Origin of the sequence: Roseibacillus ishigakijimensis (assembly GCF_016595415.1) — a bacterium.
In the GTDB taxonomy this organism is placed as follows: Bacteria; Verrucomicrobiota; Verrucomicrobiia; order Verrucomicrobiales; family Akkermansiaceae; genus Roseibacillus; species Roseibacillus ishigakijimensis.
Map to the genome: position 1 here is coordinate 159,840 of NZ_JAENIO010000001.1, position 12,242 is coordinate 172,081.

10 protein-coding genes are annotated in these 12,242 nt (G+C 57.0%); 7 read left to right on the forward strand and 3 right to left on the reverse strand.

The features are described 5' to 3' along the window. The first annotated feature begins 132 nt into the window (after positions 1 to 132). A complete protein-coding gene (locus tag JIN78_RS00615) occupies positions 133 to 1,323 on the forward strand; it encodes a hypothetical protein (protein ID WP_200389979.1) in 1,191 nt (396 codons plus the stop codon). Here the strand turns inward: JIN78_RS00615 and JIN78_RS00620 are convergent. Further along, entirely contained in the window at positions 1,316 to 2,740 is a 1,425-nt protein-coding gene (locus tag JIN78_RS00620) for a YecA/YgfB family protein (RefSeq protein WP_200389980.1), read from the reverse strand. The genes JIN78_RS00615 and JIN78_RS00620 overlap by 8 nt on opposite strands. A 122-nt stretch (positions 2,741 to 2,862) precedes the next feature. Here JIN78_RS00620 and deoC point away from each other — a divergent pair, with 122 nt between their 5' ends. Beyond that, entirely contained in the window at positions 2,863 to 3,777 is a 915-nt protein-coding gene (deoC, locus tag JIN78_RS00625) for a deoxyribose-phosphate aldolase (RefSeq protein ID WP_307832965.1), read from the forward strand. Between the two features lie 117 nt (positions 3,778 to 3,894). Next, a complete protein-coding gene (locus tag JIN78_RS00630; protein ID WP_200389981.1) occupies positions 3,895 to 5,343 on the forward strand; it encodes an aldehyde dehydrogenase family protein in 1,449 nt (482 codons plus the stop codon). Here JIN78_RS00630 and JIN78_RS00635 read toward each other — a convergent pair. Further along, entirely contained in the window at positions 5,340 to 5,717 is a 378-nt protein-coding gene (locus JIN78_RS00635) for a DoxX family protein (RefSeq protein ID WP_200389982.1), read from the reverse strand. The two genes, JIN78_RS00630 and JIN78_RS00635, sit on opposite strands and share 4 nt — an antisense overlap. Before the next feature lie 25 nt (positions 5,718 to 5,742). Beyond that, on the reverse strand, positions 5,743 to 7,320 hold the full coding sequence (locus JIN78_RS00640) for an FMN-binding glutamate synthase family protein (protein WP_200389983.1): 1,578 nt from the start codon (positions 7,318 to 7,320) through the stop codon (positions 5,743 to 5,745). Positions 7,321 to 7,511: 191 nt separating this feature from the next. On the opposite strand from JIN78_RS00640, the gene JIN78_RS00645 reads away from it, so the two are divergent. From JIN78_RS00645 to JIN78_RS00660, 4 genes are all read left to right on the forward strand, one after another. Beyond that, positions 7,512 to 8,357, forward strand: a complete 846-nt coding sequence (locus tag JIN78_RS00645) for an aldehyde dehydrogenase family protein (protein ID WP_200389984.1) — start codon at positions 7,512 to 7,514, stop codon at positions 8,355 to 8,357. A 378-nt stretch (positions 8,358 to 8,735) separates the two neighbouring features. Next, the gene (locus JIN78_RS00650; RefSeq protein ID WP_200389985.1) at positions 8,736 to 10,178 is read left to right on the forward strand and encodes a hypothetical protein; all 1,443 of its coding nucleotides are present in this window, start codon (positions 8,736 to 8,738) and stop codon (positions 10,176 to 10,178) included. 31 nt (positions 10,179 to 10,209) lie between these two features. Beyond that, positions 10,210 to 11,433 carry a class I SAM-dependent methyltransferase gene (locus JIN78_RS00655; RefSeq protein ID WP_200389986.1) on the forward strand — a complete coding sequence of 408 codons (1,224 nt, stop codon included), beginning with the start codon at positions 10,210 to 10,212 and terminating at the stop codon, positions 11,431 to 11,433. Between the two features lie 81 nt (positions 11,434 to 11,514). Continuing rightward, positions 11,515 to 12,222 (forward strand): 3-keto-disaccharide hydrolase, encoded by a 708-nt coding sequence (locus tag JIN78_RS00660; protein WP_200389987.1) that lies wholly within the window; start codon positions 11,515 to 11,517, stop codon positions 12,220 to 12,222. Positions 12,223 to 12,242: the final 20 nt, after the last annotated feature.

Consider the following 12,242-nt stretch of genomic DNA (forward strand, 5'->3'; position numbering starts at 1 on the left):
AGAAATCCTCTGGTGAAAGGGAGAATCTGCACGCGATTCGGCGACCGGACAGTAGCGGGCGTTCATAGCTTCTTGCTTTCTATCCGGTCCCGATGCGCGTGCTCCTATCCAAGAGCGACTCGAGTCTTTCTGGTGACGGGCTTCATGCTGACCTCGGGAAAACTATTTCCGGTCGAGGCTGAGTTCGTCACCACCCGGGGATCATTCACGGTTGATCTTCACCTGTCAGAGGCGCCCTTGGCGGTTGCTCATTTTGTAGACTTGGCGGAAGGGGAAAGGCTGTGGATCGATACTTCTTTGGCAATTCCTCGCCGGTTTCCCTATTACAATAACAGAAGGGTTACCGTTGTAGAAGGTAGTGCGGGTGACCGTCTTGGGATTATCGGAGGAGCTGATCTGATGGGCGATCGGGAATTGGGCTATGTCATTCCTGATGATTACGGGGAGAGGGCCGCTGAATGTGCTTATTCCCTGGTGATGGAAAGCAATGGGCCGAACGCCAATGCGGGCCGCGTTGCGATTCTTGGCGGAATCGTTCGGACGGAGGAGAGGAGTCACCGTCTTCTCCTCGGACGTATTATAGCGCAAGATGACCGGGAAGTGATCGATCAGATTCTTTCCGCCGATAATGAAGAGGTTCTGGTGAAAGAGGTTCTGATTACTCAGAATGAGAGCGAGCGAACCCGGATGAAGGAGATGCTGACGGGTTTACCGCGAGTCGAATTTCCCGTGCTGCACCCTCGAGTCGCGGTAGAGCAAATCGTCTTTTCTTCTCCGCAGCCCTCCTTTTCCGTTTTTTGGTCGGCTCAAAGTGATAACTTAACGATTTGGCGTCGCGCGCACCGGCACTACCAAGCGGGAAACTTGGATTTTTCTTCTTTTCCGCCCCTGGTTGCCAACGGGCCACAGATGTTTCTGCGTTCCGCCCTCGTGATCTACCCGGAGTCGGTTGCCCCCTTGGCAATTTCCACTTTGTCCGAACAGATATTGACGGTTACCAGTGAAGATTTGGGACAGATTCGCTATCATTTCGATGGAAGCGGCGAGTCCGGAGATTACGAAGTCTTCGTCTCGCCAGATGAACCTCCGGTTTTTGTCGGAGAATTCTCTCTCGGTGCTGAAGAGCGCTACGCCACTCCCTATTCCCTCACCTTGACGATATTGGCTCCCGGGCTGGGGGGCTCGGCCCGGCAGAAAATATCCTTGGGCTGGGATGAGAGGCAGAGTGGGATTCTCCGAGGGCGTCACCGCACCGAGTTGTTCGGTGATGCCGGGCAGCTCTTCTTCGCGGACTGGGGTGGAGCGGAGCTGGCTCCTAATTGAGGCAGCACTTCTTGTATTTCTTTCCGCTGCCGCAGGGGCAAGGGTCGTTGCGGTTGATCTTCGCCTTCTTCTCGGGCTGGGGTGTGGCGGGGGTTGGCTCGGGAAAAATATCTTCCGCTGATTCATACAGGCTCAGTCCGTCGAAGCCTCCCTCGCCAGTGGCGAAGGTTCCGCTGGCGAGCAGGTGGTCCATGAGGCGGAACATGGGGTTGTCGTCCCTATCCTCGAGGAGGCGGATCCCTTCTTCTTCTGCTTCCAAGATTTCGAAGATCAGTTCATTGATGAAGGCGTATTCCTCTTTTTCGGGATTCTCGACAAAGACGTCGTAGCCACGTCCGAAGCCGTCCGTCCAGTTGGAGAAGTAGGGGGCCTCGGGGTCCATGGAGTCCTCGGCGTCGGGCCAGGGAAAGACGAGGGGGAGATAGCTGTCGTCGCGCAGGCCTTGTTTGACGGTCTCGTAGTGGGTCTTGAGGAGTTGGCGCCAGAGCTTGGCTTCCTTTTTGTCACGAAAGTCGGGGATGGCTATCTCATCCCCGTTTCCGAGACTCCAGACGGCGGCTTCGATCTGGCGGAAGGGGGGGTCATCGGGGCTCATGGCAGCGGCCAGCAGAAAGCCGTCCAGCTCGTCGATGCCGCTGAGGCTTTGCGAGGTCGCGTGGAGGCTGAGCAAGTATTGCATCTGGGCGTGGGGATTGCTGTCCGCCGGAAATTCGCCGAGGAAATCGAGGCGTTCCTGCAGGGCCAGTTCGTTCTCCAGTTGGAAAAAGTTCGGCCGGGCAGTTTCACGTTTTTCCCGCAGGCCGAGGGCAATCTGAACCTCTTCCCAATCGCCGTTCAGGCTGACGTCGACGCGATTGTTGGCAAAGGCTTCTTCGATTTGCCCGGCCATCTGCTTGGCCTTCAGCTCGATAAAGGCCGAGATGAGGCAGGAGCGCGTCTGGCGGTCGAGAGATTCCTTTTGGAAGAGAGGGAGGAGCTGCTCGGTAGCGGAGATCCGTTCTTCTTCGTTGCTGGGAAGGGCGGTGATGGCATCGATGAGGGAGGAATTGACGAGAATGTCGTCGCCGATGAGTTCCCGCAAGACGGGCAGGATGTCCATGCCGAGGGGGGCTAACAAATGAGGGAAATCGTTGGGATACCAGTCATCATCAATGGCACTGGTCGCGTGGAGCAGGGTGATGAATTCGGCCAGATTCTCGCGACGAGCCTGGGTAGCCAGCGCGCGCCAGGCGTGGATGGAGACTGCGGATTCCTCGTCATCTTGCTCAGGGGCCAGGTGGTATTCGTCGATGAGATCGAGCAGGGTTTCTTCGTCGGCCTCGGTGAATCCCAGGGCGGCGTAGTCCGGCCAGTCCTTGCGCTTGAGGGTGGGCTCCGGGAGGCCGGCCAGCTTGCTGTAGATCTCGTCCGCAGTCATGCGGGTGACTTTAGGCGGGGAAGGGTAGGGAGGAAAAGGGGATTCCCGGGGGGAGGGGAGCTTTTTCTCGCGGGACAGGCTTTCCTCTTTCGGACTTGTCCTGAATCGCCTATCGTGCCCCGGTGAGCAAAGCGGAGATCACTTTTCCCGACCGGCGGCTGAGCCCGGCAATCGATCAAGTGGGGGTCGAGGAGCGGGCGGCCCGCTTTTGCACGCGAAGCATTAAGAAGGAGAGCAAGCTATCAGCCCTGCGCTTGGCGGTTTCCTTACTCGATGTCACGACCTTGGAAGGGGCTGATTCAGTGGGGAAGGTGCGCCAGATGTGTGCCAAGGCCCGCCATCCCTTGCCGGGGGACGCCTCGGTAGGCCCGGCGGCGGCGGTCTGTGTGTATCCGCGCATGGTCCGGATTGCCGCCGAAGCGGTGGCTGGCAGCGGGGTGAAGGTCGCCAGTGTGGCCACGGCCTTTCCCAGTGGGCAAATGCGCCTCGCCGAGCGCCTGGACGAGATCCGCTACGCGGTGGGGGAGGGCGCGGATGAGATCGACATGGTCATCTCGCGCGGGCAATTTCTGCAGGGGGAGTATCGCGCCATTTTTGACGAGATTGCCGCTTGTAAGGAGGCGTGTGGCGAAGCCCACCTCAAGGTCATCCTCGAGACTGGGGAGTTGGCGACTTACGATGCCGTTCGTTGGGCCAGTGACTTGGCGATGGCGGCGGGGGCCGATTTTATCAAAACCTCCACGGGCAAGGTCAGCCCGGCGGCCACCCTGCCGGTGACCCTCGTGATGCTGCAGGCCATTGACGACTTCTACCACCGCACTGGCCGCATGGTGGGGATGAAGCCGGCGGGCGGAATTTCCAATGCCAAGCTCGCCTTGCAGTATCTCGTCATGGTGCGCGAGGTCCTGGGTCCCCGCTGGCTCACCAACGAATGGTTCCGCTTCGGGGCCAGCTCCCTGACCAACGACTTGCTGATGCAAATTCGCAAGCAGGAGACGGGGCGCTATCAAGCGCCGCAGTATTTCTCGAAAGATTGACCGGGCGAGCCGACCATTCGGAAAAATCGAAATTTCAAAAACTCAAAAATCCAAGTCCCTCTTCCCTGCGCGACTTTTCGCCTTGGCGGTTCACCTTTTTACCCTCCCTATTTTTTCATGCCCGGTTCCCATGATTTTCTCCTAGGCGATTATGCGCCTGCTCCCGAGTCCGCTGACCACGTCAAGCTCGCTTCCCGTTACGACCACTACATCGATGGCTCGTGGGTGAAATCGGCCAGCCGTTTTGAGACCTGCAATCCGGCCACCAACGAGGTTCTCGCCGAGGTGGGATTGGCGAAAAAGAAAGAGGTCGATCTCGCGGTGGCGGCGGCCCGCAAGGCTTATGAGGGCGATTGGGGCAAAATGTCGGGAGCCGAGCGGGGCAAGTATCTCTTCCGCATCGCGCGGCTCATCCAGGAGCGGGCCCGGGAATTTGCCCTCGTCGAGACCCTCGATGGCGGCAAGCCCATTCGGGAAAGCCGGGATGTCGATCTCCCCCTGGTGGCGGCCCATTTCTTCTATCACGCGGGTTGGGCCGACAAGCTGGAGTATGCCTTCCCCGGCAAGACGCCTCGTTCGCTCGGGGTGGTGGCGCAGGTCATTCCGTGGAATTTTCCCCTGCTGATGGCGGCTTGGAAAATCGCACCTGCCCTCGCCTGTGGCAATACGGTGGTGCTCAAGCCTGCCGAGACCACCCCCTTGACCGCCCTCAAGTTGGCCGAGCTCATCGAGGATGCCGGACTACCGCCGGGAGTGGTCAATATCGTCACCGGAGCCGGGGAGACCGGGCAGCTCCTAGTCGAGCACCCCGGAGTGGATAAAGTGGCTTTCACCGGATCCACCGAGGTCGGCAAGGCCATACGCCGGGCGGTGGCGGGCACGGGCAAGCGTTTCACTCTCGAGCTGGGGGGCAAGGCCGCCAACATCATCTTTGAGGATGCCGCCATCAATGAGGCCGTGGAGGGCATCGTGAACGGCATCTTTTTCAATCAGGGCCATGTCTGTTGCGCGGGTTCGCGCCTTTTCGTGCAGGAGAGCATCGCGGGGGAGGTCGTGCGCAAGCTCAAGAAGCGGGTGGAAACCCTCATCGTGGGTGATCCGCTGGACAAAAACACCGACATCGGCGCCATCAATTCCCCCGAACAACTCAAGCGCATCAAGCTCTTGGTCGATGCCGGGGAAAAGGAAGGAGCTTGTCTCTGGCAGCCCGAGGGCAAATTGCCGCGCAAGGGGAACTGGTTTCCGCCCACTCTCTTCACCGATTGCGCGCAGAGCCATCGCATTGTGCAGGAGGAGATCTTTGGCCCCGTGCTCGCCATCCAGACCTTCCGCACCCCGGCCGAGGCCATCGCCAAGGCCAACAACACCCCCTATGGGCTCAGTGGCGGGGTGTGGTCGGACAAGGGAGCCAAGGTCTTTCAGATGACCAGTCAGCTGCGCGCGGGAGTGGTCTGGGCCAATACTTTCAACAAATTCGACCCCACTTCCCCCTTCGGTGGTTACCAAGAGTCCGGCATCGGACGCGAAGGGGGGCTCCAGGGACTGGCCGCGTATCTCGCTCTTTAGCGGAGTCCGGGAATATTTTCGCGCCGGAGGTAAAGGATTCCCAAGCTGGCTCCGAGACAGACAAAGGCGAGCATGGCGAACATGCCCAAGGCCCCGGCGAAGCCAAAGCTAAAGACGTGCCCCAGAATGGCCGCGGTCATGATACAGGCTGCCAGCAGCGCTCCCGCCACGACGGTGCCGGGGATGAGGACGAGGATGACGGCCGCCATTTCGGCGAAGCCGACCAGGTAACGGCCGAGAGGCTCCATCTTGAGCGAGGTGAAAAGATCGACTTCATCCGGATGACTGCTTAGCTTCATGTAAGCGGGATAGACGAGAATACCCGCGACGATGATTTGCAGGACGAGGGAGACGGTGTTGGTCTTTTTAGTCATGGTTTCGGTTCGGTTTTGTTTCGGTTTAATGAACAATGGGTTGGCGGGGGAAGTGGTGCCCTTCGTGCTGGATGTGATCCAGGATGTGGTGGAGAGCGTGGCCACTGGGGATGTAAAGGTGGTTGATGTTGAGCTCCTCCTCCGAGCGCACTCCGGCGGCGGCCAGCAGTTCGTCGAAGTCGTGCAGCAGCCCATGGACGTAATTGGCCACCCGTTGTGATTTCACCTCGATATCCAGCCCGCGATTGAGGCTGGGGTCGTGGGTGGTGATGCCTACCGGACAGGTGTTGTTCCCGCATTGCAGAGCCTGGATGCAGCCCATCGCCAGCATGAAGCCCCGGGCGGTGTAGCAGGCATCCGCCCCGATGCAGAGGGCGATGATTTGTCGCAGCGGGGTGATGAGCTTGCCCCCGGCAATGAGGTGAATGGATTCCCGCAAGCCCTCTTCGCACAGGATGCGGTTGACGTGGTAGAGGCCGACGTAGATGGGCACGCCCACCCCATCGATGAAGGCGGTGGGGGCGGCGCCCGTGCCTCCCTCCGCTCCGTCCACGGTGATGAAGTCGGGTGTCACTCCTTGTTTTTTGAACTCCTGCATCAAGGCGCGAAATTCTTCAGGATTGCCCAGACAAATCTTGAAGCCCGTCGGTTTGTCCGCGATCTCTTGCACCCGGCGGAAGAAAGTGACCGTGCTCTGTGCATCGGTGCACTCCAGATGCCGCGGCGGGGAGACCACGTCGAATTCCCGGCTCACTCCACGGAGCTCCGCGATTTCTTCCGAGATTTTTTCCTTCGGCAGCAGCCCTCCCTTACCCGGCTTGGCCCCTTGCGAAAATTTCACCTCCACCATTTTGACCTCAGGCTGTTCCACAATGGCGCGGAACTTCTCTTCATCAAGGAAGCCTTTCTCGTCGCGCGCCCCGAATTTGGCCGTGCCCAATTGGAAGATGAGGTCGCAACCTTCCATGAGGTGGTATTTGGGAAAGCCACCTTCCCCGGTATTCATCGCGATGCCGGAACGCTTTGCCCCCCGGGCCAAGGCGCGCACTGCCGGGGCGGAAAGAGCGCCATAGCTCATTGCGCTGATCAAGGTCGGGTGGTGAATGGTGTAGGAGTTGGCAATGCCCCGCTGGGCACCGAAGGTCAGGGAGAATGGCTGCCGCTCATTCTGCGGAATCGGGAACATGGAATGGCGCAGCTTAATCTCGCTGGCATCATATTCACGCTGGGAGCCGAAGCTGGCGGCCGAGTCGATGGCTTTCGATTTGCGGTAGACCTCGGCCCGTTCGTTGCGATTGAAAGGCCGTTCCTCGGTATCGTTGGCGAAGAGATACTGCCGCATTTCCGGGCCAATGCTTTCCAAAAAATAACGCGCCTGGCCGATTAGGCCAAAGTTTGCCAGCAGGGTGTGGTCCTTTTGTCCATAGAGGTAGAGGAAGTTAAAGGCCGTGACCAGCAGGAGAGGCGCACTTAGAAAGTGGAAGTAGAAAGAGATAAAAATACCCGCAAGGACCATCAGAACGGTCACCGTGGGGAGAACGAGATTGAAAATTTTCGCCACCGCGTGCAGGTCCACGGTTGCTGTCTTGGAGCCACGAATCATCACTAACAGGTTTTACTAAATTGTCGGATTTTGGCTAATATTTTTTCATGGAAAATGGGATCATGTTTTCGGTGTCCCTGGGGCCGGACACGCACCCACCTTGACAATCTGCGGCTTGGGCCCCTACCGTGCCATCGTCTTCACTGAGTTCGCGCGGGCTCGTCTCTTCCCTTCGATCGCTCATCGTCACCATGTCCTCTCTCGCTATTCCAAAAACCTATAAGCTCTTCATTGGCGGGAAGTTTCCCCGCACCGAATCCGGGCGCTACCGCGAGATGAAGGACGGGAGCGGCCAATTCTTGGCCAACGTCTCTTGGGCCAGCAAGAAGGACCTCCGCAACGCGGTGGTGGCCGCGCGCGCGGCGCAGAGTGGCTGGGCCGGGCCCTCGGCTTACTTGAAGGGGCAGATTCTCTACCGCATCGCGGAAGTCCTGGAAGGTCGCGCCAGCCAGTTCGTGGACGAGCTTTTCCTGCAGGGAATGAGCGCCCAGACCGCTGAAGCCGATGTGCGGGCAGCGAGTGACCTCCTCGTTCACTATGCGGGCTGGAGTGACAAATACACCTCCCTCTTTTCCAGCGTAAACCCCGTGGCCAGCGCGCATTTCAATTTCTCCTGCCCCGAGCCCAGTGGTGTGGTCGGCCTCGTCGCTCCGCAGGCCGGTTTGTCCGGACTGGTCTCCGTCCTCGCGCCCGCTCTGGTGGGGGGGAATACCGTGGTCGCGCTTGCCTCCGAGCAATTTCCCCTCAGTGCCATCTCTTTTGCCGAGGTTCTCGCCACTTCCGATGTCCCCGCTGGCGCGGTCAATATCCTGACCGGCCTGCGCGAAGAATTGGTCGGGGGGCTGGCCAGCCATATGGATATCAACGCCCTCCTTCTGGCCTTGGAAGAGCCCGAGATGCGCCAAGCGGTCGAGAGGGAAGCCGCCGAGAACCTCAAACGGGTGATCACTCATCCCGACCAAGCCTTGGCCCCCAGCCCTTATCACATCCTTGATTTGCAGGAAATCAAGACCACCTGGCATCCCGTGGGCGGGTGAGTTGCCCCGGATTCTCAAGGAGCGTAGGCGTCCCGCCTGCGTTCTTCACTGACGCAGGTCAATTTCATCGAATCCACCTCTTGGCGGGGCTGTTGAAGAGTAGGTGAAATGACACAGCCTCCCATCAGCACAAAACGCCCTTTTATCTTCCCCTCGGAAGATAATTCATCTTTCATCAAGAAAGGTCTTGCCATCCCCCCCCGCCCCCCTCCCCATGTCAACATGATTTTGCTATCAAGAGATATTTTCCATGAAAGATTCTGATAGTCCTATCAATACCACTCGTCGCTCCTTCATGAAAAGAAGAGTCGTGGAAACAGTGGCCGCGTCTTTTTGATAAGATGAGAAGTAAATATCAATTTATCTAAACTTTTGAGTATGACTAAGTGCGCCATATGCTTTCCTCTCGTCGCCTTGCTTGCTTGTGAGAGTAAAAACGAAAGAGAAAAAGGTAATATTCCTGAAAGGATAGAACCTTCTCATCTTGGGATTGAGAAGGTTGACAAATCGAACGATGAAGGTTCTGAAGATGGCCAGATCGACGGGTTGTTAAAGGCGGGAGAAAATTTAGATGTAGAGGCGATCAGGAGTAAGCTACGTTCGCTGCCTCCCGGTGAGGTTGAAAGTGCGTGGGATCTACTCATCCAAGAAAATCTGGATTCCAATCGCTTACAGTATCTATTGGCGGCTTCAATTAGTGAATTAAAACACGCTGGGAAGATTGAGTTTGCTTTTGATTTGGTTAACCAAAAATTTGGCCCTGGCTCTATTAGAAATAACCTAATTGAGCATTGTTTTAGAAACCTTGATAACGCTCTTAATCGGTTTCCATCGATGTATATGTCACTCGAATCTGATGTTGAAAGAGAGCGAGCGCTAACGGGCCTGGAGCAGGCTATGGCCTATACAGATAATTTGGTGTCGTCGGATTTCCGAGGAGTGGATTTACCTCCTCTAGAATTCGAAGAGTTTCTTCAAGCAACTCTCTCTTATCGATTACGTGCCACAAGCAAAGATCGTCGATTAGGTATTCTTAATGACTCGTTCAATTTATTGGAAGAAATGAAAGCGGATGGAACTATTTCTTCCACATTTAAAAACGAATTCCTGTTAGCCACGGCTGAAAAGATGCCTTTTGAAATCTGGAAGATGGTCTCTGAGGAGAATTTCAAGCTTGAACCCTCTGAGATGAATAAGATCGCAATCGAGTTAGCTCGCGCGAATCCGCTCAAGGCTCTCAATGCGCTTGCTAAGACCAGTCAAAATGAGAGTTTAAGTCATGCTTTCGAACAGTGGTTGAAAATGGATAACCAAGCTGCAAGCAAGTGGATGGAGGTCCACCGGAATGAGCTTAGCCAAGAAAAGTTGGAAATGCTGGATGCTTCTTTTGTAAGGTTTTCTTTGTTCTCAAAAGATTTGTCGGCAGCCAAACATTGGTATTCGAGAATTGAAGATACGAAACTCAGAGCGAACTTGGATGGAAGGATATGGCACGCCGAAAACGCATTGGTGAGTCAGGCCGCAAGAAATAGTCCCGAAAAAACTGTGCTAGAAATGGCAAATGGGACTTCTGAATTTGAGCCGCTCTATCTTCCAACCGCTCTCAATGCTTGGATGAAGGAGGATGGGGAAGCGGCGGCCCAGTGGGTGGAACGGGAGGGAGTGAATCTACCCCCTGAAACCCGCCAATTTGTGGCGATGGCCTATGCGCGGGAGGCGGCCAATCAGGGTCAAATCGACCTCGCCGAGCAGTGGGCTGAACTGATTGTGGATGAGGAGCGGAAGGAACGGGTGATGCAACACATTAATAACAAACGCTAATCAGTCTGGTCCCATGGGCTAGAAGGCCAAGATGGCAGAACCCTTTCACGTCATTGTCTCTACGATGCGCTCCGGCAGTTCGCTCTGCGGGCATCTTTTGGCCGAGGCGGGCTGGATTCTCTATGCGGGGGAGACTCATACCCAGTTGGGGGGTGAGGACGGCGTGGCAGAGGCGATTGCAAGGATTCGAGAGCAAGGACAGGGGAGTCGCTGGGATGCGCCGCCTTGCGACAAGGTTTTGGGGCATGGGCATCTGCCTGATGAGGGTGAGTTCGTCGCCAAACGGGCGGAGCGGATCTACCTTCTCCTACGTCATCCCCTGGCAATCTGGCGTTCACAGAAGGAGACCGGCTGGTCCTTTTGCTCCTTGCAGGCCTTGGCGGATCAGTTGTCCTTGATGCGCTTATTAATCGAGAAGGTGTCCTTGGAGAGGTTGACGGTGTTGAGCTATTATGAGCTGACGCAGAAGGAAGGGCGCAGGCAGCTTTTTGGGCAGTCCATCGAGGGCTATACTCCGAATGCGAAGGCGGGCCAGCCTGTGTGGGGGGATCCGGGCGAGCTTATTGCAAGTGGGAGGATCCGGGAGTGCTCGCTTAGGGATGATGTGGAGAGGGCTTTGCCGGAAGTGTGGATGGATCTAGGTGATTTTGATTTTGCACGGGCGATGGCGGAGTTTGATAGGATTCTCGAGCTGACGGGGAAACGGGATCTCGCGGTGAATTGGTGGGACTCCGCCTTCTTTGCGGCTGATGCTCTTCAGATCGGAGGAATGAGTCGGCGGGAGGGAGTGGCGATGATTTCGGTGGAGGAGTTTCGGGCCCGGCGGGACTTGCCCTGTGCGGCGGGAGCGTTTGATCGGATTGACTCCACGGAGTTGGTTCATCGTTGTGAGCCCCCAGAGCTGCTGAAGTTGCTCGGGGAGCTGCGACGCATTCTCAGGGAGCAAGGCGTGCTGCGGCTTGAGACGATCGATTTCGATTTTGTCCGTCGATTGTCGCTGGGACAGGAAACGGATTATGTAGATTGGTATCGAGAAAGGATTCTGTCGGCCAAGGGTGGGGTTTCCGGGAGGGTGTCAGTCATCAACCATCTTTCTCGGGAATGGGGGCATTGCTATTTCTATGATCGGGCCAGGTTGCAGGCCTTGATGGGGAGGGCTGGTTTTCATGCGGTGCGGGAGGTGCCGGCTGGTGAGTGGCTTGGGGCGGGAGGGGGCATGCCTCTGCGAATTCATGCGAAGGAGCGATTTGCCTGAGAGGGAAGGAGAAGGTGAGGCTGAGATTTTTTGTGAAAAAACGATAGGCTCAGGGGAGGCTTTGTCGTATCGCTTGAGCACATGAAGAAGATTGTTTTACTTTTTTCTCTGGCGGCGGGCTTTGTTTTTGGGGAACCGATTGCTCTTCCCAAGATTGATGGCACGGGGCCGGGTTGGGTTGAGCTGACCGAGGCGGACTTCGAGAACATCAATTGCGCGGAGGATACTTGGAAGTGGGAGGGCAATGCGGCCGCCTGCACGGGCCAGCCGGTGGGGGTCATCGCGACTAAGAAAAATTACACCAACTTCGAGCTCATGGTGGAATGGCGCCACAACAAGGCGGCGGGCAATTCCGGGGTCTTCATCTGGGGCATTCCGGGCATTCTGGCGGCGATGAAGGATGGTTCTGATGCTCGCCGTCTCCCGGCCGGAATCGAGGTGCAAGTCCTCGATCTGGGATACAAGACCAACTACGAGAAGGATGGTAAAGTGGCGGATTGGTTCACTTGCCATGGGGATGTTTTTCCGGTGGGAGAGGCCAAGCTGAAGCCCTTTGCGCCCCTGTCGCCCAATGGCAATCGCTCTTTCCCCACGGCCGAGACGACCAAAGGTCACGGCGAGTGGAACCACTACTACATTCGCTGCATCAATGGAGAAATCCGCCTCTGGGTCAATGGCACGGAGGTTTCGGGAGGAAATCAGGCCGAGCCTGCCAGTGGTAAGATTTGCCTCGAGTCCGAGGGCTCGCCCATCGACTTCCGCAATCTCATGATTCGCGAGTTGCCGTAGGGCGGCCAGGGAGGGCCCTC